This window comes from Leucobacter sp. L43, from assembly GCF_016597785.1.
Lineage (GTDB): Bacteria > Actinomycetota > Actinomycetes > Actinomycetales > Microbacteriaceae > Leucobacter > Leucobacter alluvii.
This window is the reverse complement of record NZ_JAENJG010000002.1, coordinates 550,326-572,661: the sequence shown is the minus strand read 5'-3', so window position 1 is coordinate 572,661 and position 22,336 is coordinate 550,326. Positions and strand designations below refer to the sequence as shown.

The 22,336-nt window shown below is 69.1% G+C and carries 21 protein-coding genes and 1 tRNA gene; 5 read left to right on the top strand and 17 right to left on the bottom strand.

Annotated elements, in window-relative coordinates; all coding sequences use genetic code 11:
* Nucleotides 1–30: 30 nt before the first annotated feature.
* The 9 genes from JE033_RS11850 to JE033_RS11810 form a co-directional block, all read right to left on the bottom strand.
* Nucleotides 31–990 carry a MurR/RpiR family transcriptional regulator gene (locus tag JE033_RS11850; RefSeq protein ID WP_200331812.1) on the bottom strand — a complete coding sequence of 320 codons (960 nt, stop codon included), beginning with the start codon at nt 988–990 and terminating at the stop codon, nt 31–33.
* The gene (phnE, locus tag JE033_RS11845) at nt 987–1,832 is read right to left on the bottom strand and encodes a phosphonate ABC transporter, permease protein PhnE (protein ID WP_200331810.1); all 846 of its coding nucleotides are present in this window, start codon (nt 1,830–1,832) and stop codon (nt 987–989) included. Before phnE (JE033_RS11845) ends, JE033_RS11850 begins: the two co-directional genes overlap by 4 nt.
* Nucleotides 1,829–2,638 carry a phosphonate ABC transporter, permease protein PhnE gene (gene phnE / locus JE033_RS11840; RefSeq protein WP_200331808.1) on the bottom strand — a complete coding sequence of 270 codons (810 nt, stop codon included), beginning with the start codon at nt 2,636–2,638 and terminating at the stop codon, nt 1,829–1,831. Before phnE (JE033_RS11840) ends, phnE (JE033_RS11845) begins: the two co-directional genes overlap by 4 nt.
* A complete protein-coding gene (gene phnC, locus JE033_RS11835) occupies nt 2,635–3,471 on the bottom strand; it encodes a phosphonate ABC transporter ATP-binding protein (protein ID WP_200331806.1) in 837 nt (278 codons plus the stop codon). The genes phnE (JE033_RS11840) and phnC overlap by 4 nt, the downstream gene beginning before the upstream one ends.
* Nucleotides 3,472–3,485: 14 nt before the next feature.
* A complete protein-coding gene (gene phnD, locus JE033_RS11830) occupies nt 3,486–4,499 on the bottom strand; it encodes a phosphate/phosphite/phosphonate ABC transporter substrate-binding protein (RefSeq protein WP_200331803.1) in 1,014 nt (337 codons plus the stop codon).
* Nucleotides 4,500–4,507: 8 nt separating this feature from the next.
* Nucleotides 4,508–5,215, bottom strand: a complete 708-nt coding sequence (locus JE033_RS11825; protein WP_200331801.1) for an HAD family hydrolase — start codon at nt 5,213–5,215, stop codon at nt 4,508–4,510.
* Between the two features lie 83 nt (nt 5,216–5,298).
* Nucleotides 5,299–5,955 (bottom strand): amino acid deaminase, encoded by a 657-nt coding sequence (locus JE033_RS11820; RefSeq protein WP_200331799.1) that lies wholly within the window; start codon nt 5,953–5,955, stop codon nt 5,299–5,301.
* A 73-nt stretch (nt 5,956–6,028) separates the two neighbouring features.
* The gene (locus tag JE033_RS11815; protein WP_200331797.1) at nt 6,029–6,829 is read right to left on the bottom strand and encodes a glycerophosphodiester phosphodiesterase family protein; all 801 of its coding nucleotides are present in this window, start codon (nt 6,827–6,829) and stop codon (nt 6,029–6,031) included.
* Nucleotides 6,830–6,866: 37 nt separating this feature from the next.
* Nucleotides 6,867–8,228, bottom strand: coding sequence for a cytochrome P450 (locus JE033_RS11810; RefSeq protein ID WP_200331795.1), 1,362 nt, complete (start codon nt 8,226–8,228; stop codon nt 6,867–6,869).
* Nucleotides 8,229–8,362: 134 nt separating this feature from the next.
* Here JE033_RS11810 and JE033_RS11805 point away from each other — a divergent pair, with 134 nt between their 5' ends.
* The gene (locus JE033_RS11805; protein ID WP_200331793.1) at nt 8,363–9,322 is read left to right on the top strand and encodes a DUF4031 domain-containing protein; all 960 of its coding nucleotides are present in this window, start codon (nt 8,363–8,365) and stop codon (nt 9,320–9,322) included.
* A gap of 129 nt (nt 9,323–9,451) precedes the next feature.
* On the opposite strand, the gene JE033_RS11800 is transcribed toward JE033_RS11805, so the two are convergent.
* From JE033_RS11800 to JE033_RS11785, 4 genes are all read right to left on the bottom strand, one after another.
* Nucleotides 9,452–9,523, bottom strand: a tRNA-Gln gene (locus tag JE033_RS11800).
* A gap of 139 nt (nt 9,524–9,662) precedes the next feature.
* The gene (lysA, locus tag JE033_RS11795; RefSeq protein WP_200331791.1) at nt 9,663–10,997 is read right to left on the bottom strand and encodes a diaminopimelate decarboxylase; all 1,335 of its coding nucleotides are present in this window, start codon (nt 10,995–10,997) and stop codon (nt 9,663–9,665) included.
* A gap of 295 nt (nt 10,998–11,292) precedes the next feature.
* Nucleotides 11,293–12,813: an APC family permease gene (locus tag JE033_RS11790; RefSeq protein WP_090149984.1), complete on the bottom strand. Its 1,521-nt coding sequence runs from the start codon at nt 12,811–12,813 to the stop codon at nt 11,293–11,295.
* A 168-nt stretch (nt 12,814–12,981) separates the two neighbouring features.
* On the bottom strand, nt 12,982–14,607 hold the full coding sequence (locus tag JE033_RS11785; RefSeq protein ID WP_370567953.1) for an aminotransferase class I/II-fold pyridoxal phosphate-dependent enzyme: 1,626 nt from the start codon (nt 14,605–14,607) through the stop codon (nt 12,982–12,984).
* Nucleotides 14,608–14,741: 134 nt separating this feature from the next.
* On the opposite strand from JE033_RS11785, the gene JE033_RS11780 reads away from it, so the two are divergent.
* Nucleotides 14,742–15,677: a LysR family transcriptional regulator gene (locus JE033_RS11780; RefSeq protein ID WP_200331789.1), complete on the top strand. Its 936-nt coding sequence runs from the start codon at nt 14,742–14,744 to the stop codon at nt 15,675–15,677.
* A gap of 273 nt (nt 15,678–15,950) precedes the next feature.
* On the opposite strand, the gene JE033_RS11775 is transcribed toward JE033_RS11780, so the two are convergent.
* The gene (locus JE033_RS11775; protein ID WP_200331787.1) at nt 15,951–17,018 is read right to left on the bottom strand and encodes a TerC family protein; all 1,068 of its coding nucleotides are present in this window, start codon (nt 17,016–17,018) and stop codon (nt 15,951–15,953) included.
* Nucleotides 17,019–17,280: 262 nt separating this feature from the next.
* Here JE033_RS11775 and JE033_RS11770 point away from each other — a divergent pair, with 262 nt between their 5' ends.
* Both JE033_RS11770 and JE033_RS11765 read left to right on the top strand, forming a co-directional pair.
* Nucleotides 17,281–17,769, top strand: a complete 489-nt coding sequence (locus tag JE033_RS11770; RefSeq protein ID WP_234037444.1) for a MarR family winged helix-turn-helix transcriptional regulator — start codon at nt 17,281–17,283, stop codon at nt 17,767–17,769.
* Nucleotides 17,766–18,476 carry a hypothetical protein gene (locus tag JE033_RS11765; protein ID WP_370567952.1) on the top strand — a complete coding sequence of 237 codons (711 nt, stop codon included), beginning with the start codon at nt 17,766–17,768 and terminating at the stop codon, nt 18,474–18,476. The genes JE033_RS11770 and JE033_RS11765 overlap by 4 nt, the downstream gene beginning before the upstream one ends.
* A 60-nt stretch (nt 18,477–18,536) precedes the next feature.
* On the opposite strand, the gene JE033_RS11760 is transcribed toward JE033_RS11765, so the two are convergent.
* From JE033_RS11760 to JE033_RS11750, 3 genes are all read right to left on the bottom strand, one after another.
* Complete coding sequence (locus JE033_RS11760) at nt 18,537–20,117, bottom strand: hypothetical protein (protein ID WP_200331785.1); 1,581 nt, start codon at nt 20,115–20,117, stop codon at nt 18,537–18,539.
* The gene (locus tag JE033_RS11755) at nt 20,114–20,743 is read right to left on the bottom strand and encodes an ATP-binding cassette domain-containing protein (RefSeq protein ID WP_200331783.1); all 630 of its coding nucleotides are present in this window, start codon (nt 20,741–20,743) and stop codon (nt 20,114–20,116) included. Before JE033_RS11755 ends, JE033_RS11760 begins: the two co-directional genes overlap by 4 nt.
* A gap of 174 nt (nt 20,744–20,917) precedes the next feature.
* Entirely contained in the window at nt 20,918–21,877 is a 960-nt protein-coding gene (locus JE033_RS11750; protein WP_200331781.1) for a Ppx/GppA phosphatase family protein, read from the bottom strand.
* Nucleotides 21,878–21,943: 66 nt separating this feature from the next.
* Between JE033_RS11750 and JE033_RS11745 the strand changes: the two genes are divergently transcribed.
* Nucleotides 21,944–22,330, top strand: a complete 387-nt coding sequence (locus JE033_RS11745; protein ID WP_200331779.1) for a GntR family transcriptional regulator — start codon at nt 21,944–21,946, stop codon at nt 22,328–22,330.
* Nucleotides 22,331–22,336: the final 6 nt, after the last annotated feature.

Sequence of the window (22,336 nt, the reverse complement as noted above, 5' to 3'; positions counted from 1 at the left end):
CCGCCCTCGCCCGCCGGTCGGGCGCTTCGCCTACTCCTCCAGCGCGTCGGCGAGCACGGTGAGCACTGCGGAGCGCGCGTCGCGGCCGCGGTCGCCGCGCATCTCGACGAATGCGTCGACGAGATGCTCGGTCAGCAGCATCAGCGCCGCACGCGAGGTGTGGATGAGCTCGTCGTGGAAGCTCCCGCCCACGGGCGGCACCACCAGCGTGACATCCGACAGCTTCTCGACAGCTGATCGCGCGAATGATGTGATCGCGATGACTCGCGCGCCGCTCAAGCGCGCAGCTCCCATCACGTCAAGGGTCGCCCGGTTCGCTCCCGAGCCGGAGAACACCGCGCACACCGACCCGGCCCCGAGCTGCCGAGCGGCGATCTGCTGCGCCATCGGATCTGCGAACTGCTCCACAGAGCGCCCGGCCGAGTTGAGCCGCATGGCGAAGTCGAGGCCGATCGGGCTCGAGAGGCCGTTGGCGACGACGAGCAGCCGGTCGGCCGAGTCGAGCGCCTGCACGAATGCGTCCACCGCTTCCGGCGTGAGCGCCGCCATCGAGTCATCGAGACGGGCGGCGAGCTGCGCGATCCTCCCCCGCAGTGCGCCGAGGATCGTGGGGTCGATCGCATCGCCACGAGCGCCGCTTCCCGCTCTTCCTGCGGCGCCACCCGAGCCTGCCGCGCCTGCCGCGCCCGTCGTGCCCCGGCCCGCCGCAGTGCCGGCGACCGCAGCGCCCTCGAGGGCGAGCTCCTGCACGAGGGCGACGCGCAGCTGCGGGTACCCGTCGTAGCCGAGGGACTGGGCCGCGCGAATCACCGTGGTGCGCCCCACCCCGACCCGCTCGGCGAGCGCCTGCGCCGTGCACTCGACCGCGCGCTCCCGGTCGGCCGCGATGGCTTCGACGACGCGGCGCTCGGTGCGCTGCAGCGCGGGAGCGAGCGAGGCGATGCGCGCACTCGGACGGGCGTCGGGTGAACCCTGCCACGTGGTGGTCATCTGCTTCCGTTCATGATGCGGCGACGAATGGCTCCCGAGACGGCGTCCATGAGCATCGTCGCCGCGATGACGACGATGAGCAGCATGCCGACGGTGTCCCACTGCCGGTAGTTCGTGTAGTTCGACAGCATACTTCCGATACCGCCGGCGCCCACGAGTCCGAGTACCGCGGAGGTGCGGATGTTGATCTCGAATCGATACAGCGCGAACGAGAGGAGCGCGGGGGCGACGGCCGGCCAGATCGCCCACCTGGTCACGTCCGCGGTGGTGCCGCCCGCTGCGCGCACGGCCTCGACCGCACCGTCCTGCGCTGACTCGACGGTCTCGTACACCCATTTGCCCTGGGTGCCGATCCCCGCGATCGCGAGTGCGAGCGCTCCCGTCAGCGGCGTCAACCCGGTGACGGTGAGCAGCACGAGCGCGATGATCACCTCGGGAACGGCGCGCAGCACCGCGAAGATGCCGCGCAGCAGCGCTCGCACCCAGAGGGGCCCGACGCCGTTCGCGGCGAGCATCCCGAGCGGAATCGACACGGCGACGCAGAGCATGGCGCCGATCCACGCCATCGAGATCGACCGCCACGTCTCGAACAGCGCGCGCGGCAGCTTCTCCCAGTTCGGAGCCTCGAACATCAGCCGGAGATAGTGGGCGACCTGGCCGGGAACCGACGGAAGGTCGTTCCACGAGATCTGCAGCGTGCCTGCCGCCGCAAGCACGACGAGCGCCGCCGCGATCGCCCACGCCGTCGCCGCGACGCGCGAAGGCCGCGGCGGAAGGTCGCGCGAGCCCGGGCGGGGCGCAGTGGGTGCGCCTGGCACCGGGGCGTTCAGCATCACGGTCATACGAGCCTCCGGCGCAGCAGATTGGAGAGGACCTCGATGGCGATGACCACGACGAGGATCTCGAGGATGATGACGGAGACATCGGAGTAGGCGTAGAACCCCCGCCGCTCATCGAGCAGACGCCCGATGCCGCCCGCGCCAACGATGCCGAGAATCGCCGATACGCGCACGTTGAGTTCGAGCGCGTAGAGCCATTGATTCGCGAACAGCGGCCAGGCCTGCGGCAGCGCCGTCGCCCGGTTGATCTGGAACTGCGTGCCTCCAGCCGCACGTCCCGCCTCCATGTAGCGGTGATCGGCGGCATCGATCGCCTCGGAGACCAGCTTCACCACGATGCCGATGTTGAAGAGGAAGAGCGTGATGACGCCCGGCAGTGCGCCGACGCCCACCATCGCCACGAGCACGGTGGCGAACACCAGGTCGGGCACGGCGCGGTTCACATTGTTGAGCGTGCGCACGACGCCCCGAGCGACGCGGTTCGGGTTCGTCGGAGCCGCTGCCCACAGCGTGAGCGGGATCGAGCACAGCGCCGCGGCGGCCGCGCCGACGAGCGCCATCTGCAGCGTCTCGAGCAGCGGCGCCAGGGTGCGCGGCACGAAGGCGAAGTTCGGTTGCGCGAGCTGCACGAGCTTCGTCACGCCGTTGCGCCAGTGCTTCGCGATCACCGCGAGATCGAGCTCGATGCCGCCGATCGCCGGCAGGCAGGTGGCGATCGTGAACGCCGCGATGGCGGAGACGATCAGCACCGTGCGCAGGGTGTGCCGCGGTTTCGGCGGCACCTCGAGTTCGCGCAGAATCGCGGTCACGCCCGTTCTCCGAGGCGATCGCGCGGCTGGATCGGACGCCCGTAGATCTGCTCGAAGTCGGCGTCGGTCGCAGCGGCGGCTGATCCGTCGTACACGACCCGGCCGTCGCGCAAACCGATCATGCGGTTCGTGTACTGCCGCGCGAGGTCCATGAGGTGGATGTTCACGAGCACGGTGAGACCGCGCTCCGCGTTGATGCGCTCCAGGTCGGCCATCACCGCGTGCGCCGTGGGCGGGTCGAGGCTCGCGACCGGCTCGTCGGCGAGCATCACACTCGGCTCCTGCGACAGTGCGCGGGCGATCGCGACGCGTTGTTTCTGGCCGCCGGAGAGCGCACCGGCGCGGTGCCACACCTTGTCGAGGATGCCGACGGAGTCGAGCGCGCGCAGCGCGAGCTCGCGATCCTCAGCGCTTGGAATGCCGAGCAGCGTGCGGTACGCCGGGGAGTGCGCGAAGCGGCCGACCAGAGTGTTGCGGTAGACGCTCGCCCGCTCCGCGAGGTTGAAGGCCTGGAAGATCATTCCGATGTGCCCGCGTGCCTCCCGGAGCCCGCGACCCCGCAGCTCTGAGATGCGGTGCGGGCCGACCGTGACGCTTCCCTCGGTGGCGCCGACGAGACCGTTGATGGTGCGGATGAGGGTGGACTTGCCGGATCCGGAGAGCCCGACGATCGACACCATCTCGCCGGGGTCGATGCTCAGCGAGACATCGCGCAGAGCGCGTGTGCCGGTGGGATAGGTGACCGAGACGCGGTCGAGGGCGATGCGCCACGAGGCGGCGTCCGGCGTGCACCGGCCGCTCGCCCCGCGGCGCTCATCGAGTGAGTGTGACATGTACCTGGTTCTGGTCAGTTGGAGAACTCGCCCAGGATCTCGCCGTAGCGCGCGATCTCATCTTCGGCGGTCTCGGTGGTCCATCCCGAGAGTCCGACGAGGTCGAACATCACGGCCTCGGCTTCCTCAGAGGAGTCGGCGTACTCGGCCATCAATTCGGTGAGCTGCTCGACGAGATCGGCGGGCAGCGACGGGGCGACCGCGACGCCGCCGTTCGGAATCATCTCGGTGTAGGCGAACGCCGTGACCTTCTCCGCCACATCGGGGGCCTCGGCCGTCACGGTCGTGCGAGCATCCCAGTAGCCGAAGCTCACCTCGGCGTCGCCGTTCGCGACCGCGAGCACGGCGTTGTTGTTGCCCTCCACCGGCACCTGCTCGATGTCGGTGTCGGTGTCGATGCCGGCGTCGCGCATGGCGACGACCGGGTACTGGTAACCGGCGGGCGAGGTCGCCGCCTGCAGTGCGACCCGGGTGCCCTCGTCGATCTTCTCGAGCGCGTCGATGCCGGCCGGGCCGGCACCCATCGCGTCTGCGCCGGCCGCTTCGGTGCCGTTGCAGTACGACAGCTCGATGTCGCTCGCGGCGTAGGTCGCCATCACCGGCTCGGCGTCGCAGTACTTGTCGGGATTGTTCGTGTACGCGACCGCGGCGTACGAGGTCGCGCCGAAGCGCACGTCGCGCAGCACCAGCTCGGCGTCGTACTGCTCGATGGCGTTGTACAGGGATCCCGCATCGGTGATGACGACCTGCGCCTGGTCGGCGCCGAGCGCTTCGACGGTCGCGGCGTAATCGCTCGCGACGACGCCCTCGACCTCGATGCCCAACCCGTCGGAGAGATACGTCGTCAGTGGATCGAGTGCCTCGGCGAGGTCTTCGCCCTCGACCGACGGCACCAATGAGAGCGTGATGGAGTCGGGCCAGGCCTGCGCTTCGTCGGCTGACGATGCCGCCGAGTCGGTGGCGCTGCAACCGGCGAGACCGAGCGCGGCGACGGTGAGAGCGCCTACTGCGAGAACGGATGAACGCATGAGTGGGGTTACCTTTCGATACCGGATCCCGCGCCGAGCGGCGCGGACGTGCTGGATGCCGCAGACGCGGCCCAGGTGTGAAGGTCGGGGACGAGGTCGGCGAGCGAGCGCCCGCGCATCGTCACCGAAACTGGAGCGGTCGCTGCAGTCGCACCGACGAGAGCCGTGTCGGCGCCGAGAGCGGCCGCCGGCGCGAGGTCGAACTCGAAGATGTCGCCGATCGCGAGCACCGGTCCCTCGGCGATCAGCCGCTTGATGAGCCGCGCGAGGCCGACCGGCTTGCCGACGGTGTAGTGCAGTTCGTCGAAGCGATCCCGCACCCCCCAGGCGTCGAGCACGGCGGCGACGCCGGTCTCCGGCGCGTTCGTCGCGAGCACGAGACGGGCGGTTCGGCCCAGCCGCTCGAGCGCCGAGTCGAGGTCGGCGATCGTGTCGACGACGGCGAGGTCGCTGCCGAGACGTGTGCGGCTGCGCTCGTAGGCCGCGGCGCGATCGCCGTCGCTCACGCCCGCTGCCTCGGCGAGAGATCCGACGATGTCGTATCCATCCCGATACGAGCTCGCGCCCGCGTCATAACGCGCGAGCTCGGCGTCGACGCGCTCGATGAAGCCCGGCTCGACTGCGGCGCCATCGGCCACGCACGCCGCGTACGCGCGGACGGGCCCGTGACCGATGGCCAGGGTGCCATCGAAGTCGAAGACGATGCTCGGTGCCATGCGCACTCCCTTACGACTTGGACGATGCATCCAAAGTTAGAGTGCGAAATGGACGAAATGTCTATCGCGGGATGAACACCGGGTTACGAGTCGGCGACCGCATTCCAACGCGGTGCGGGATACGCCTCGAATTCCGCGATGAGCTCCTGCCGGTCGCCTTCGTAGGGGAACGCGGTGATGAGCCGAAGGGGCTCGTCGACGTGGGTGACCGACGCCGCCGCGATCCCGTAGACGAGAGCCGCCGGACCGTCCGCCCCCGCACGCTCCACGAGCACGACACGGCTCAGACGCTCGCCGATCAGCGCCTCGCCGACAGGAGACCCCGCGATCGGGTGCCGCAGCGGAGGGAGCGCGGCCTCAGTGACGCGTTGGAGCGGCGTCGACTCGGGATCGCGGAGCGGTGATCCGCGCCTCAGGTGGAACGCATCGTCGGAGCGACCGAGAGCCCGGGCCAGCTCGCCGTCCTGCCACCGCGCTCGCTTGAACCCGAACGGGGTCGCCACTTCGGAGAACCAGTAGCCGTAGACGTGGATCAAGCCAGCATGCCCCACCGGGAACTCGGCATGCAGGCCCGCCGCCGCGTGCAGGGCGTCGAAGAGCGCACGACCGAACGAGGCCGCGTTCGTGTGCTCGTCGATCACGCTCGACGATCCCCACTCGGCGAGACGCCCGGCAGCCGCATCGTCGCGGACGCAGTCGAGCACGAAGGCGAGGTCAGGGGCAGGATGCGGAGCGTTCACCCCACGACTATCGCATGCTCCCACGGCGGTGGTGATCCCGCTCCGCAGTGGCGATCCAGCTCCGCACAGGCGATCACCGCGACCGGAGTGCGGCCACCGCGACGTCCGTGCGGTCCGTGACGACGCCGTCGACCCCCATCTCGAGCAGTTCTCGCATCCGCTGACCGTCGTTGACGGTCCACACATGCACTTCGACGCCGTGCGCGCGGGCTGCGGCGATGAGGCGCGGGGTGAGCACTCGGAACCGGCCGTGACGCTCCGGAATCTGCAGAGCGTCGAGTCCCGCGAACGCTCGCTCGATCACACGCGGGGCTCCGCTGGCGACGGCGAGCAGCACACGCACCAGCGCATGCTTCCCCGGGGAGGTCGCTGGCGGCGTCGCCCGAGGTTCAGCCGCTGCGGCGGCGAGCGCTGCCCGGCGATAGGCGTCGGAGAAGCTCGTCACCAGCACCCGCGCTCCATGCGGGGCGACAGCTCTGCCGAGCGGCGCGGCGACCGCCCTCGATTTGACGTCGATGTTCCAGTGCGCCCGCGGAAACTCGGTGAGTGCCCGCTCGAGCGTCAGCAGCCCGCCGCGCGCGGCGAAGATCTCGTCGAGCTCGGCGAGATCGACCTGGGCGATGGCCCGTGAATCGTTCGCGACTCGCGTGAGGTCAGCATCGTGAGCGAGCACCACCACGCCGTCGCGCGTCAGGCGGCAGTCCGTCTCCAAGCAGTCGGCCCCTGCGGCGAGCGCAGCCGTGAAGGCGGCACGCGTGTTCTCCGCTACGCCGATGGCCGCGAGCTCCGAGGCCACGAACCCTCGGTGCGCGATGATCTGCGGCCGTGCCCGGCCGGCGAGGTACGGGTGCTGCGTTGACTCATCAGTCGACATGCGATCACAGTAGCGGCTTTCCCGCGCTCGTCTACGCTCAGTGGAACGGGCACTTCGCAACGGCCGCCGCCGCGCGCACCTTGCCTCCCGAGGCCGGCTTCGTCGGCAGACGGCGTCGGTTCACCTCGAGGCCCTCGTCGAGTATGCGCACACGCGGGTCGCTCAGTGCCGCGGCCGCAGCAGCGAGCCCTGCAATGGCGAGCTTCTCCCCGGGGCAGCGGTGGCCCGTCGCGACTCCCGCACCGCCGTGCGGGATGAAGGTGTCGATCGCCTCGTAGTCGTCGACCCCCAGGAATCGCGAGGGATCGAAGGCACCGGCCCGCTCCCACGAGCGGTCGTCGGTGTTCGTGCCGAGGATGTCGAGGACGACGCGCCCGCCCTTCGGCACCACTTCTCCGTCGACCTCGATGTCCGTCGTCGCCCAGCCAGGCAGCACCGGCACGAAGGGAGCAGTGCGGCGCACCTCCTGCGCGAAGGCGACCGCGACCGGGTCATCGACGAGGGCGCCGCCGCGCTCCTCCACCGACGCGGCGATGCGATCGCGCCACTCGGGCCGGTCGTGAAGTTCTTTCGCGGCGAACGCGACGAAGCGGGCGACGGCGACCATTGGACGGATGCAGTTCTGCAGCTCGATGCCGGCGAGATTCGCGGGGAGCAGCAGGTCGTTCTCGTCCCGGTGCCACGCCCAGGCGCGCAGCGCCGATCCTTCCGGAGCGTCGAGCTCGCCCCCGCGCACCGCCTCGATGAGCTTGCGCGCATGACGGTCGGACCACGCGCGATTCGCGGCTGCGAGCGGAAAGCTCGGCGAGTACGGCGCCCCGAAGCCGTCCACGATCTGCGCCATCCGCGCCGACCAGCGGGTGAGCGCCTCATCGGTGCCCGGCAGCCCGGCCCAGTGCATGATGGCGCGTCCGAGAGCCCCGGCTGCCGCGTCGTACGCGGACCGATCGCCGCCCGCGATCCACTCGTCTCGCTCGGCGCGCCACTCGCGTTCGAGCAGCGGCTTCAGCGCCTCGACCGCCGCGTCTTCGTACGCGACGTCGACGAAGGTCGCTTTCCGGTGACGGTGCTCCGTGCCGTCGAGGCTGTGCACTGATCCGTGGCCGAACAACGTCTCCTGCACGAATGCCGGCATCGCCCCGTGGCGAGCAATGCGGTCGTTGTCGTAGAACGTCGCAACGCCTTCGGCTCCGCGTACGAGCAGCGCCTGCCGCCCCAGCAGCCGCATGGGCACCGCTCGCGCTCCCGCTCGGGTGCGGTCCCAGATCGCCGCACCGAAGCCGTAGCCGCGGGTCATGAGCTTCGGTGCGTCGTCCTGCACCAGTTTCGCAATCCCGACGCGCGCCTTTCGCGCCGAGCGAGAGAGGGGGTCGGTGAGTACGGAAGGTGAAGTCGCCATGGAACCCATGGTCGCAGCGCCCGGGCTGAGCGGCCAGGGGGCGGCGTGCGGAAACCCGTTGTGGTAGGCGGTGAGCGTCGCTTCTGCCGACGCGGCTCCTCCGTGCACCGGTATGGGAGCAGTACGCTGAACGAATGGCGATCCTCATCGACCCGCCGGCTTGGCCCGCGCACGGCACCCTCTGGAGCCACCTCGTCTCGGATACGAGCACCGATGAACTGCACGCGTTCGCGCGGTTGCTCGGGTTTCCGCGTCGAAGCTTCGATCTCGACCATTACGACGTCGCCGCCGCGAATTTCGATCGTGCCGTGGCGCTCGGAGCACTGCCCGTGACGGGCCGCGAGGTGGTGCTTCGACTGCGCGAGAGCGGGTTGCGAGTGCGCCAGGTGGATCGCGATGCGGTCACTCCCCTGCGCCGCCGGCAGTACCTCCACGAGCAGTGGGGCGTGCTGGGCGTGCAGCTCGGGGTCGCGAGCACCGCCGTCGATGCGTGGCGGAAACTCGGCGACGATCTGCTCGTGCGGTGGAACGAGCCGCACCGCAGGTACCACGACGAGCGCCACCTCGAAGATGTGCTGCTCGCTCTCGACCATCTGGAGACTCGCGGGGAACGCGTCTCCCCCGCGACGCTGCTGGCAGCCTGGTTCCACGACGCGGTGTACACGGGAGCCACCGGTGAGGACGAACGTGCGTCTGCGGCGCTGGCATCGTCAGCACTCACCGCATTGGGACTCCAGAGCGACCTCGTCGACGAGGTTCGCACGAGCATCGTCGCGACGATTCCCGATACGGATGCGGGCGTGAGCGGGCCGCGATCCGGCCCGCGGGCACGGCCGGGCACCACACTCGCGCACCTGCTTGATGTGGATCTCTGGATCTTCGCATCGTCTCCGTCTCGCTATGCGGAGTACGCAGCGGCCGTGCGCTCGGAGTACGCGCACGTTCCCGACGCGGACTTCGCGGCAGAACGCGCCCGCATTCTCGAGGCGTACCTCGATCGGCCGTCGGTGTACTTCACCGCCGCCGCGCGCCATCTGTGGGAATCGCGTGCGCGCGCCAACGTCGCTGCAGAGGTCGCGCGCCTCCGGGGATAGAGCGGATGCCGCGACTGCATCGGCTGTATCGGCTGTATCGGCGGTATCGGCGGTATCGGCGGTATCGGCGGGCGATTCGTCTCCGGGCGACACGCAAAAACCCCCGGTAGAGACCGGGGGTTGCACTCGCTGGGATACCAGGACTCGAACCTAGAATGACGGTACCAGAAACCGTAGTGTTGCCAATTACACCATATCCCAAAGCGGAAATCCGCGGCCCTGGAGGAGCGCGGCACCGAGAGTTAACTCTACCCCGGAACGCCCGCGAACTCAAAACGAGGCGGTGACGTGCGCGGCCCGCGCGCGTCGCCGCCTCGATTCGACAGCGGTTCGCCGCGGACTACCCCTCGAGCGCGGGCGCGTGCAGCGCCAGCAGTTCTTCGTACGTCTCGCGCCGAGCCACCAGGCGGGCGGCGCCGTCGCGCACGAACACGATCGCGGGCTTGAGCGCACCGTTGTAGTTGTTCGCGAGGGTGTACCCGTACGCACCGGTCGTCGCAACGACGGCGAGGTCGCCGACGCGAGCCTCGGGCAAGGGTGCACGATCGACGAGCAGGTCGCCCGATTCGCACTGGCGACCGACGAGCTGCGACGTCTCCGTCCAGGGTTCGAGCGCTCGGTTGCCGAGCAGCGCTTCGAAGCGCTGGCCGGTGAGGGCGGCATCCATCTGGTCGGCGAGGCCTCCGTCGACGGCGACGAACGTGCGACCGGTGCGCTTCACCGTGGTGACGCGGTACAGCGTGACACCGGCGCGCGCCACGATGGCGCGTCCGGGTTCGATCATGATGCGGGCACCGGACGGCAGGTGCGCGCGAGCCGCCGCCACGATCGTGCCGAGGTATGCGTCGACCGACGGCGCGACCTCGTCGTAGGTGTATTTGACGCCGAGTCCGCCGCCCACATCGTAGACGTCGAACTCGCCGGCCGTCGAGATCTTCGCAACGGCCTCGCCGAACTGCTCGACGTCGAGGATCTGCGAGCCGATGTGCAGGTGCACGCCCTCGAATTCGAGGAGGGGGTGCGCGCGCATGCGTTCGATGGCCGCGAGCGCCTGGTCCATCGGGAGTCCGAACTTGGAGTCGGCCCCACCCGTCGCCTGGGAGGCGTGGGTCTTCGCCTCGACACCCGGAATCACGCGCAGGAGGAGCTTCTGGGGCTTCGTGAGCAGGCGCTCGAGGCGATCGAGCTCGTCGGTGTTGTCGACGATGATCGTGTCGACTCCGGCGTCGATGGCCATGCGCAGCTCGGCGTCCGTCTTCGCATTGCCGTGGAAGTGCAGCTTCGACGGAGACACTCCGGCTGCGAGTGCGAGGCGCAGCTCTCCCCCGCCGGCGATGTCGACGGACAGCCCCTCTTCAGCAGCGACCCGGTACATGCCGACGGCCGGGAACGACTTCGACGCGAACAGCACCTCCGACGCGGGCCACCGCGCGCTGAGGCCGTCGATGAAGCGCCGGATCTGTCGGCGCAATCCGGCCTCGTCGTAGACGTACAGCGGCGTACCGTACTGCTCGGCGAGCTCGGTCACGGGCACTCCGCCGAGGTGCAGCACGCCAGCTTCGTCGACGGCGGATTCCTCTGGCAGGATCGACCAGAGCTCACCGAGACGGTTCCCCTCCGGGGTGGGCTGCGAGAGGACGGGGGTCGACGTGGAAACGCGAGGTACTGCGGTCATCTGGGTACTCCAAAGATCAGGTCGGGATTCGACCGGTGGGCGCTGAGGCGCGCTGAGGCGCGCTGAGTCGCCTCGAAACAGTGGGATTGGGCACGGCGCTGATCGCGCTACACGTACCCCGTCCACGCCTGCAAACGGCCGACCGGCGGCGAGGCCGATCGGCCGCGCTTCGCGACTCGCATCCGCTCCTCCTGCATACGCTCCATCTTGTCCGGCGCCCCGTGCACGGTCAACTCGCGCCGAACGTCGCCCCACCGGCACGACGCAGCGAAGCCGCGGGCCGGCCGGTGAGCGGCTACTTGTGCGGCGCCACGCGATCCTCGGACTCCTCGAGCTCGCCGCCGTCGTACAGCTCCCCTTCAGAGGAACCGAGCCGGTAGCGCCCGGGCCCGACGAGCACGATCATGCCCGTATCGATGCGACGCCCGAGCACCGAGTTCTTGCGGCCGGTGAAGTAATACCAGACGAGCACGAGCGCGGTCCAGATGGCGAACACGATGATCGTGATCGGGCGCAGATCCTTGATGATCCAGAGGCAGCCGATGATCGACAGAATCGGGATGACGGGATACAGCGGCACCTTGAATTTGCGCTCCAGATCCGGTTCGCGATGGCGCAGCACCATGACCGCGATCGATACGACGGTGAAGGCGGCCAGTGTTCCGATCGATGTCATCTCGGCCAGGAAGTTGATCGGCAGCACACCGGCGAGGATCGCGACGATGACCGACACGATGATGGTGTTGGCGATCGGGGTACCGGTGCGCGGGTTGACCCTGCTGAAGATCTTCGGCGCCATGCCGTCGCGCGACATGGTGAAGAGGATGCGCGTCTGGCCGTAGAGCACGACCAGCGTCACGCTGAAGATCGAGATGACGGCGCCCGCGGCGACCACGGTGCCCGGCCACGAGGCTCCGACGATGTTCTCGAGGATCGCCGAGAGTCCGGCGCTCTGGCCGTCGAAATCCTCGGTCGCCTGCGCACCGAGCGCGGTCACGGCGACGAGCACGTAGACGGTCGTCACCAGGATCAGTGCCGTGATCAACGCGATCGGCAGGTTGCGGCGCGGGTTCTTCGCCTCATCGCCGGCGGTGGCGACGGCGTCGAGGCCCACGAACGAGAAGAAGATGATGCCGGCGCCGGTCATGATGCCGCCGAGCCCGAACGGCGCGAAGTTGGCGAAGTGGTCGATGTTCCAGCCCGTGATGCCGACCGCGACGAAGAAGAGCAGCACTGCGATCTTGATGACGACCATCACCGTGTTGGTGACGACGGAATGGGTGGTGCCGCGAATCAGCAGCAGGCAGCAGAGCGCGATGAGGATCACCGCAGGCAGATTGATGATGCCGCCCTCTTCAGGCGCGTACAGCAGCTCGGGCGGGAACTGGAATCCGAAGAGATTGTTCACCAGCTGGTTCACGTACTGCGACCAGCCGACCGCGACAGCGGCGGTCGAGACGCCGTATTCGAGAAGCAGGCAGGCGGCGACGCCCATCGCCGGCAGCTCGCCGAGCGTGCTGTAGGCATAGGAGTAGGAGGATCCGGAGACCGGCACGGAGCTCGCGAGTTCCGCGTAGCACAGTACCGAGAGGCCCGCGACGAGCCCGGCGATGATGAACGACCAGATGACCGCCGGCCCCGCGATCGGCACGGCCTCGGAGAGAATGAAGAAGATGCCGGTGCCGATGGTGCCGCCGACGCCGATCATGGTGAGCGGAACGAGCCCGATGCTGCGCTTCAGCTGACTCCCGCTCTCACCCCCGTCGCGTGGAACGGGCTTGACTCGGAAGAGCTGCTGCCGCAGAGAGCTTGCCATACGTGTCTTCTCCAGACTTCGTTGTCACTGGGCCCCGAGGGCCCCGTCATTCGTCCCTCGGTGCTCGCGCAGTGAGGGTTCCTGGTCTTCCAGGAGATGCTCGGATCTCGAGCAATCCGCGGCGGTGGGCCGCGAAGTCAGAGCGGCGCCGTCGCAGGCGCCGCGGGGTCAGCCGCCGGCCAGTACTCGGAACCGATCGACCGCCGGGTCGATCGCGCCGCGCACGTAGCCGGTCGGAGAAGCCGCGACCGCCTGCAGAAAGGCTACCGCTTCCTCGGTGATCTCTTCGCCGGGCATCACGTTGGGGATCCCGGGCGGGTACGCGGCGAGCGTGTCAGCCGAGACACGGCCCACAGCCTCGGTCGCGCTCACCACTTCGGTCGCGCCGAAGAATCCGTCTCGCGGGCTGACGCGGTACGCGCCCGGTGCCGGCAGGCTCGGGAAGTCGTGGGCGTCGCCGGCAGCGGCCCGCTCGCGGTCGGCTTCGGGCGACTCGACGCTCGCCACGATCGCGGCGTACACGGCATCGAAGTCATGCGACTTGCCCGCGCCGATCACGGCCACGATCGACGTTGCCGTCGACATCTCGAAGTACATGTCGTGGTGCTCGACGAGGTGCTGCCGCAACCAGTGCCCGCCGACGCCCGCTCCGCTCACGTCGATCGGCACGCGCAGCAGGTCGGTATCCACGATGTCGTCGAACCGGTCGAAGGTGTCGCTCACCACGGCGAACCGGGGGTCTTCGCGAAGGATCTCGCGGAAGCGGCGCGCTCCCGCGACCGAGCGCCCGATCGACTCCTCGCCCGTCGCGAGTGCGTGCCGGGCGATGTCGAGCGATCCGCGCAGCAGCGCGCTGGTCGACGTCGAAGCGGTCATGCTGAAGGCTCGTTCGATGAGCGGCTCCAGGCGATCCGCGAACGGACCGTCGCCCAGGTGCAGCATCGCCGACTGCGTCAATGAGCCCGCGAGCTTGTGCGTGCTCGAGATGACGACGTCGGCGCCGAGGCGTGCGGGCGACTCGGGAAGCTCTGGGTGGAATCCGAAGTGCGGGCCCCAGGCGCCGTCGACGATGAGCGGAGCGTTGTGGGCGTGCGCGACCCGCGCCAGACCCTGCACGTCTGAGACGGACCCGAAGTAGCTCGGCGAGATGACGTAGACCGCGTGGGCGGGGTTCCCAGCCTGTTCGGCTTCGACCAGCGCCGCTTCGAGCGCTGCGGGCGAGACGCCGTGCGCCATGCCGTGCTCCGCATCGACGTTGGGCATCACATAGCTCGGCGTGATGCCGGCGAGCAGGATGCCGTCGCTGAAGCTGGAGTGCGCGCTGCGCTGCGCGAGGATGCGGTCGCCCAGACCGCGGGCCGCGAGTGCGATCGTGCGATTCGCCTGCGACGCGCCGTTCGTCAGGAACCAGGTGCGCTTCGCGCCCCAGGCGTCGGCGGCGAGCTCCAGGGCTCGGTCCAGGGGTGTCTGCTCCTGGCCGCGCGCGAGCAGGTCAACGCCGTCCATGAGCATGGGGATGTCGAGTCGGAGCGCGCGCTCGCCGAGGAAGCCGGCCAGGCGTCCGCTGAGATCGTCTTCCGTTCCTCCGTGCCCGGGCACCATGAGCTGCACCGAGCCTCGATCCGCGTACGCTTCGAGCGCATCGGCGTAGGGCGCGGCGCTGTGGTCCAGCCGGAAGCGCGGCGTCGGCTGCTGCTCAGCCGCTGCGCGCTGCTCCGACGGCATGATCGAGGTCCCGGCTCCCGAGAGCTCGGAGGGCGCGATCGTCTGTGCGGGAACATCGGTGTGCAGCATGGTTGCCATCATGACCGGGACCGGACGTGTGCGGAACCCCCGTCTCCCCTGTGATGCCACATACGTCGTATGTGAGAGGATCACTCGTGTGCCCGAGAGCACCACATGAGATAAGTGACTGGAGCAGTGCAGCGATGATCGATCTCCGACAGTTACAGGCGCTCCGCGCGGTGCAGCGCGAGGGATCCGTCACCCGCGCCGGGCGCGCGCTCGGCTGGAGCCAGCCGACGGTCGACTACCACCTGCGCAACCTGGAGCGGCTCGTCGGCTCCCCCGTGCTCGAGCGCTCCAAGCGCGGTTCGACGCCGACACCCGTCGGAGTGCTGATACTCGATCGGGGCCAGGAGATCCTCACCCTCACCGATCGCGCGCTGCGCGATGCGCGCGATCTCGCCCAGATGGGACGGGCGCGCCTGAAGTTCGGCACGTTTCCCACCGCTGCGGCGAAGCTACTGCCATCAGTCGTGTCCCAAGTCGCCGACCTCGGCATCGAGATCGACGCGGTACTCGAAGAGGTGGGTCCGCTCGTCGCGCACGTCAACGATCGCACTCTCGACGCCGCGCTGCTGTACTCGGTGCCCGGATACGAGGTGCCGCTGCGACCCGACATCGTGACCACCGAGGTGCTGCGCGATCCGCTGCTCCTCGCGCTCCCGGAGGATCATCCGCTCGCCGACCGCGCCTCGATCGACCGCGAAGCGCTCATGTCACTGCACGGTGAGCGCTGGCTGCTTGGCACGAGTCTGCACGACCCGATGGACTCGGTGCTCGTCGACGCGTTCGCCGCTGAGGGGCGCGCCCTCGAAGTCGCAATTCGAACCGATGACTTCCAGGTGATGCTCGGGATGATCGCCGCCGGCATGGTGATCGGGCTCGTCGCGAAACTCGCAGCCGGCCCCACGCACCCGGGCGTCGTGCTCCGCCCGATCGACGACCCGGCATTCGCGAGATCCGTGCTCCTGGCGGCCCCGCCTGAGGGAAACGGCGAGCAGCCGACGACGGCCGTGCGACAGCTCGCCGTCGCGATCCGGCACGCGGTGGCGCTGAGCGAGCACCCAGCCGCCGGGTAGGGTCTGCGGGCTGCCGCGGCCCGCCCCCGCGCGCTCGCGCACGCGCCCGCACGCTCGCGCACGCGCCCCCCACCGCCCCGTCTGCGCGAAAGCGCACTTCGGCACCCGCGCACCCTGGAAGCGAGCCGAAACCGCGCTTTCGCGGCTCGAATTCCGGCTACGCGGAAGAACAGCAGTGCCCCCTCGGTCGAAACCTCGAGGGCACTGCGCGCTTCAGGCTCAGCTTGCGTGGTCAGCGCGCGCGCTCACGCCGGCACTCAAGCACGAGCGGAGCTACTGCTCGTCAGCTGATCGCTGGCGCGCGGCGCGCGCATCGGCGATGTCGGATTCCGGGTCGGCTGCCCGGTCCCGTCGTTCCTCGATGCGCTCGGTGGCCTTGCGGTCGCCGCGCGTCTTGCGAAGACTCAGGATGGTGGCGACGGCGATGGTCACCGCGATGAAGAGCAGTGAGAACCAGATCGGAATCTCGGGCACCCAGAGCAAGGGCTCACCGCCGTTGATGAACGGGAGCTCGTTGACGTGCAGCGCGTGGAAGACGAGCTTCACGCCGATGAAGGCGAGAATGACTGCGAGTCCCTGCGAGAGGTAGACGAGACGTTCGAGCAGGCCGCCGATCAAGAAGAACAGCTGGCGCAGCCCCATGAGCGCGAACGCGTTCGCGGTGAACACGATGTACGCCTCATTCGTGAGGCCGTAGATCGCGGGGATCGAGTCGACCGCGAAGATGAGGTCGATGAACCCGATCGCGACGATCGTGAGGAACATCGGAGTGAAGAAGCGCTTGCCGTCGATCTTGGCGGTGAGCTTGTCCTCGTGATACTCGTCGGTGACCGGGAGCACGCGGCGGACGAACTTGATGAACCGCCCGTTCGCCGGGTCGGCGTCGTGGTTCGCGAACGCCTGGCGATAGGCGAGGAAGAGCAGGAGCGCGCCGAAGACGTAGAAGATCCAGCTGAGGTTCTCGATGAGCGTCGCACCCACCGCGATGAAGGCGCCGCGCAGGATCAGCGCGATGATGATGCCGACCATCAGCACCTTCTGCTGGTACTTCTTCGGCACCGCGAACGCGCTCATCACGAGCAGGAAGACGAACAGATTGTCGATCGACAGCGCCTTCTCCGTGAGGTAGCCCGCGAAGTACTCCCCTCCGAAGTTCCAGCCCGACGTGAAACCGATGCCGACGCCGAAGAGGAGCGCGAGGCCGATATAGAACGCCGACCAGCGCGCCGACTCGCCGATGGTCGGCTCGTGCGGCTTGCGCACGTGCGCGAAGAACTCGTAGACGAAGAACGCGATCGTGACGAGGATCGTGATGATCCAGATCATGGGGGTGACCTGCATGGGGGCTCCTAGGGGTCGGTGGAGGACACCAAGGTCTCTTCCACCCCGATCGTGTCACGGATTCCGTGAGTTCGAGGCCAATAGCCCGAAGTACATCGATGCACTCGTATTGACGGGACTACTGCGGATGGGAATACTCCCCCTGCATCACCCACCTTACCGAACCCGCATTGGAAATCGCACACATCGCGAACGTTGCGCAGGAGTCTGCGCTGAAACAGCCTCATAGTGAAGGGAGGTAACAATGATGTAGAGTACCGATATGTCCCAGCCCGCCAGTTCACCGATGGCGACTCCGCCTCCCACTGTGCTCGATCGCGTGCTCGCCATCGGCCAGCTCCTCCAACTCGACATGGAGCGGAGTTTCGCCGGCACCGGTCTCACCACCTCGCGGACGCACCTCCTCTGGGTGCTGCACCACGCCGGCCCGTCGACACAGCGCGACCTCGCCGCTGCGCTGGAGGTGAGCCCGAGGAACGTGACGGGCCTCGTCGACGCACTCGAATCGACCGGGTACGTCTCCCGAGAACCGCATCCCTCCGATCGCCGAGCGACCCTGGTGACGCTCACCGGCATCGGCAGAGGAGCGATGGAGCGAATGGCGGATCAGCACGCGGATCTCTCACGCGCACTCGTCGCAGGTCTCGCCCCCGATCATGCGGATGCGCTCCTCCGAGGGCTCGAGCACGTGGAAGGCGTCCTCGCGCGTCTCATCGCCGACGCCTACCCCGAGGTGACGGAGGCGACGTGACACAGCCAGAAGACTCGACACCGGCGACGCCCCCACGATCCGACGCACGTTCGTCCAATCGCCTGCGCACACGTCTCGCACGGCTCGCCCGGCAGGCCTGGCGCTGGGAGGTCGGAGTCTGGAGCAGCCTGTGGCGCTTCGCGGCGCGACGGCCGCGCGCCCCGAAGGGCGGGGTCGCGTTCGCGTATCACGCTCCGATTCGCTCGATCCTCGTCATCTTCATCGTGCTCTCGGCAGTGGAGATCCCGATCCTCGATCTCATCGCCCGCCCCTGGCCGGTGATTCGCATCACGCTGCTCGCAGCGGGCATCTGGGGACTCATGTGGATGATCGGCCTGCTCCTCGGGTTCATCACGCGCCCGCACACCGTCGCCCCCGGCGGGATCCGCGTGCAGGAGGGGCCGCAGCTCGGTCTCGATCTGAGTTGGAGCGATATTCACTCCGTGGCCATCGTCGCCGATGTTGCGCACCCTCCGCCGAAGCCGCCCAGATTCACGAACAGCGACCGCGGCCGGATCCTCCATCTGCGCGTGCAGAACGAGACGAACCTCGAGATCGTGCTCAAGCACCCAGTCGAGGTGCGACTCCCGGATGCGACCGAAACGGCACGGATCGTGCGCTTCTGGGCTGACGAACCGCGCGCCATGCTCGAAGCGGCACGGCCCCACCTCGAAGGCACATCCGCATCACATGCAGCACAGTCCTAGCCGGTGCGCCAGCGCGGGCGCTCCAGCCGAGCGCTCATGCTCGTTCCCGACCCCAAGACCTCAGCCCGCGACCGTTCGCCGGCCTCTCCAGCGCGCAGCGCAGACGGCGGCCAGCAGGGAGCACGCGGCGATGCACCACGCCGGCGCGATCAACGCGAGCGGCGCCGTCGCACCGACCAGTGCGACGAGCACCACGCCGTCGATCGACCAGACGAAGCGCATCGCACCGCTCAGGTCGCCCTCCGGGGTGGGAATCGGAGCGAGCAGCCGCAGCGGCAGCGGACCTTTCAGTGCGTTGCTCACCCGCGCGAGCACGGCGCACATTCCGACGATGGCGGAGCCGAGCACCGCGGCGAGCGGCGGCGCTCCGAGCAGGAATGCTGAGATGGAGGCCGCGATCACGCCGATCATCAGCACGGCGAGCACCGGGAAAACGGTGTGCAGTACGAGCAGGTGGGCGTCGCCGACACCGTAGATGGGCAGATCGGCGGAGACAGCCGCGGCGTGACGAACGCCGTCGGTGAACGGACCGAGCGCGCCGAAGGCGAGCACTGCGGCGAGGGCGCTGAGTACCCCGAACCCGACGCCGGGCTCCGTCGCGCTGCTCGCGAGCGTCACTGCGACGCTGGCAGCGGCGACGCCGACCGCGCCCCCGGTCAGTCGTCCCGGCGTCCGCGCGGCACCGAGTACGTCGCGGATCAGGAATGTCCGTGCGAGTGCGACTCCGCGTCTCCCGCGTGGGCCCGCGCGCACCGCACGAACACGCCTTCCGGCCCAGGGGCTGCCGCGGTAGGTCGACAGCGAGGCGTTGAAATCCATGCCGTACGCGTGCACCGCGGAGGCCGCCCATCTCGCGGCCTGCGACTCGAGCACCTGAGTGTCCAGTCGCGCGAAGAGCGTCGGAGCGATCGACATGAGCACGAGGGCGAGCGCGCAGAGCAGGGTGAGCGGCACGAGCCAGGACGCGCCGACGGAGAGTTCCCCCGCGGAAAGCGCCGCCTCGCGCCAGAGCGCGGCGACCCATCCCCACGGCGTGAAAGGAGTCAGCGAGGGAAACGCGATCGTGATGCCCGTGAGGATCGCCAGAGCTGCGGACGAAGCACTCGCCCCCCGCGGTACCGCTTGCCCGGTGAGCCAGGCCAGCGTAGCGATGACGCCGACGCAGGCGCCGATGCACACACCCAGAGAGGCGACCGCGAACAGGTCGAGGAGCGTCACCCCGCGCGCCACGCCGAGCAGCGTTCCGAGCGCTGCGCCGACCATCGCGGTCGTCGCAGTGAGCGCGGCACCCGCCCGCACGACGCTGCCGCCGAATGCCGAAATGCGCGACAGCTCACTGCGCGCAAAGGTGTACGTGAGCAGAGGCGGACGCAGTGCCGGGCCGCGGAGACCGCCGAAGAGCAGCGCGAAGACCCACAGGCCGGCGACGCAGAGCCCGCCGACCAGCGGAGCCTCCGGCGCCACGAGCGCGTGCAGCACGTGCGGCTGCGAGACAGCACCCCAGAGCGCGCGCACCGCGGGGGCGACGAACGCGATCGCGACCATCACGCCGAGGTAACCGGCGTAGCGCCGGTCGCTGGGCGAACGAGCGTGCGAGGCGTTCCAGATGGCGAGGGCGGCGCGAGCCGGGCGGTATCTCATGCGGCGCCCTGCAGCCAGAGGGTACGGCCCCCGATGCCGGCTTCGAGCACGTCGCTGTGCGTCGCCACCACGACCGCAGCACCAGACTCGCGGCGCCGATTGACGGCGCCGACAACCAGTCCGATGCGATCGACATCCAGCCGCTGCTCGGGTTCGTCGAGCACGAGTGCGTCAGACGGGCGGGCGAGCACGAGGGCGAGCCCGAAGAGCTGCGTCTGCCCCGACGAGAGTTCGTGCGGGAACCGTGTGGCGAGGGGGCTCAAGTCGAGCTCATCGAGCACGCGGCAGGTCAGCCGCTCGGCGTCCCGGCCCGACGCGGACCACGTCGTCGCGACGAGCAGCACATGATCGCGCACCGTGAGGTCGGGCGCGAGCGGCGGCATCCCGATCATGGCCGCGACGCTGCGCCGAGTGTGCGGGTCGCGGGACGCGGCGTCGCGCCCGTCGATGCTCACTGTGCCGCTCGACGGCGACCTCAGGCCTGCGACCAGTCGGAGCAGCGTCGACTTCCCCGATCCGTTCGCTCCGCGCACGACCACGGCGTCACCGCCCGCCGCTGCGAACGAGGTGGGACTCAGCAGCGTCACCTCGCGCTCCCGAACCTCGGCATCCTGAACGACGATCATGCGTCCATCTTCGCAAACGCGGGCCCGAGTCGGATCTCTCGACCGGTTCTGCGCGGCACGTCGGACGAACGCGCAGTTCGGCATCCGGGTCGGCGCGCGATGGACCTCGACTGCGCTCTCGACGCACGACGGGCCGAGACTCCGGCGAGACACCTCGTCCGGCGACTCACCGGTTCAGGCCTCGGAGCGCACCGGCTCGGCGCCGCGGCCGTCGAGCGCGTCGATGTATCGCAGCACGATCCCCTCGCGCAGCGCCCACGGCGAGATCGTGAGCGTCTCGACTTCGAACACCTTCATCGCGGTGCGCAGCACCACGGCACCGGCCATGATCTGGTAGCCGCGCTCCGGAGTGATTCCAGGCAGGTACTCCCGCACCGCGCCGGGCATCTCGCGCAGGGAGGGCTCCCATTCGCGCAGGCCGACATAGTGCAACTGCGCGAGGTCTCCCGTCACCGGATCGGAGGGACCCCCGACGAGCCGGGCGAGTGAGCGGATCGTCTTCGACGTGCCGACCACGCGCTTGGGGCGAGGACGGTCGGCGAAGAGCTCGTCGCGCACCCTCGTGAACTCGGCTCGAGCGTGGGCGCGCAAGCGGGAGACCGCTTCGCGCGAGGGCGGATCCTCGGCGAGGAAGTTGATGGTGGATCGCCCGGCGCCGAGCGGCAGCGACACCTGCACATCGGGGTACTCATCGGCGCCCTGAGCGATCTCGAAGGAACCGCCGCCGATGTCGAACAGCAGCACTTCTCCAGCTGACCAGCCCAGCCACCGACGCACCGCCAGCATGGTGATACGCGCCTCATCCTCCCCCGACAGCACGTGCAGCACGATGCCCGTCTCGCGGGTGACGCGCGCCAGCACGTCCTCGCCGTTCGCCGCTTCGCGGATCGCGCTCGTCGCCGTCGAGATCAGGTCGTCGACGCCGATCTCCCGCGCGATCTCGGCGCATTCACGAATCGCTTCGACGATCCGCACCACGCCTTCCTCGGCGATGGCGCCGTCGGCGTCGAGGTAGCGCATGAGCCGCAGCACCGAGCGCTGCGAGTGGAACGGCACAGGGCTCGCGCCCGGATGGGCGTCGACGACGAGCAGGTGGACGGTGTTTGATCCGACGTCGATCACTCCAAGACGCATGGGGCGATTCTAGTGGGATTCGCAGCCGCGATGACGCGCGCCCGTTCCCCCCGCTAGCCTGACGGTATGAGCGACGCCGCACTCGACCTCTTCGTCATCGACCCCGGATCACCCGAGCCGCCGTACCGCCAACTCCACGATGGGGTGGTGCGAGCGATCTCCCAGGGCCGCCTCGCGCCGGGCGCGAAGCTCCCGACGGTTCGCGGGTTGGCCGCGCACCTGGGGCTCGCTGCGAACACGGTCGCGTCGGCCTACCGAGCCCTCGAAGCGACCGGAGTGATCGAGGGACGCGGCCGAGCGGGCACTTTCGTGTCGCTGGGCGACGATCCCGTCGAAGCAGCGGCGCGGGGTATCGCACTCGGAGCCGTCGAACGGCTGCGGGCGCTCGGCGTCAGCGACGACCGTGCTGCACAGATACTGGCCGACGCGGGTCGGAGCGCTGAGACTGGGTGATCCCGC

Bases quoted from the DNA above. Each gene is read 5' to 3' on its own strand.
- JE033_RS11805 (WP_200331793.1), top strand. From the start codon at position 8,363: ATGGCGATCCTCATCGACCCGCCGGCTTGGCCCGCGCACGGCACCCTC.
- JE033_RS11780 (WP_200331789.1), top strand. From the start codon at position 14,742: ATGATCGATCTCCGACAGTTACAGGCGCTCCGCGCGGTGCAGCGCGAG.
- JE033_RS11770 (WP_234037444.1), top strand. From the start codon at position 17,281: ATGTCCCAGCCCGCCAGTTCACCGATGGCGACTCCGCCTCCCACTGTG.
- phnC (WP_200331806.1), bottom strand. From the start codon at position 3,471: ATGTCACACTCACTCGATGAGCGCCGCGGGGCGAGCGGCCGGTGCACG.
- JE033_RS11775 (WP_200331787.1), bottom strand. From the start codon at position 17,018: ATGCAGGTCACCCCCATGATCTGGATCATCACGATCCTCGTCACGATC.
- JE033_RS11825 (WP_200331801.1), bottom strand. From the start codon at position 5,215: ATGGCACCGAGCATCGTCTTCGACTTCGATGGCACCCTGGCCATCGGT.
- JE033_RS11745 (WP_200331779.1), top strand. From the start codon at position 21,944: ATGAGCGACGCCGCACTCGACCTCTTCGTCATCGACCCCGGATCACCC.
- JE033_RS11755 (WP_200331783.1), bottom strand. From the start codon at position 20,743: ATGATCGTCGTTCAGGATGCCGAGGTTCGGGAGCGCGAGGTGACGCTG.
- lysA (WP_200331791.1), bottom strand. From the start codon at position 10,997: ATGACCGCAGTACCTCGCGTTTCCACGTCGACCCCCGTCCTCTCGCAG.
- JE033_RS11760 (WP_200331785.1), bottom strand. From the start codon at position 20,117: ATGAGATACCGCCCGGCTCGCGCCGCCCTCGCCATCTGGAACGCCTCG.
- JE033_RS11785 (WP_370567953.1), bottom strand. From the start codon at position 14,607: ATGCTGCACACCGATGTTCCCGCACAGACGATCGCGCCCTCCGAGCTC.
- JE033_RS11750 (WP_200331781.1), bottom strand. From the start codon at position 21,877: ATGCGTCTTGGAGTGATCGACGTCGGATCAAACACCGTCCACCTGCTC.
- JE033_RS11815 (WP_200331797.1), bottom strand. From the start codon at position 6,829: ATGTCGACTGATGAGTCAACGCAGCACCCGTACCTCGCCGGCCGGGCA.
- phnE (WP_200331810.1), bottom strand. From the start codon at position 1,832: ATGACCGTGATGCTGAACGCCCCGGTGCCAGGCGCACCCACTGCGCCC.
- phnD (WP_200331803.1), bottom strand. From the start codon at position 4,499: ATGCGTTCATCCGTTCTCGCAGTAGGCGCTCTCACCGTCGCCGCGCTC.
- JE033_RS11790 (WP_090149984.1), bottom strand. From the start codon at position 12,813: ATGGCAAGCTCTCTGCGGCAGCAGCTCTTCCGAGTCAAGCCCGTTCCA.
- JE033_RS11810 (WP_200331795.1), bottom strand. From the start codon at position 8,228: ATGGCGACTTCACCTTCCGTACTCACCGACCCCCTCTCTCGCTCGGCG.
- JE033_RS11850 (WP_200331812.1), bottom strand. From the start codon at position 990: ATGACCACCACGTGGCAGGGTTCACCCGACGCCCGTCCGAGTGCGCGC.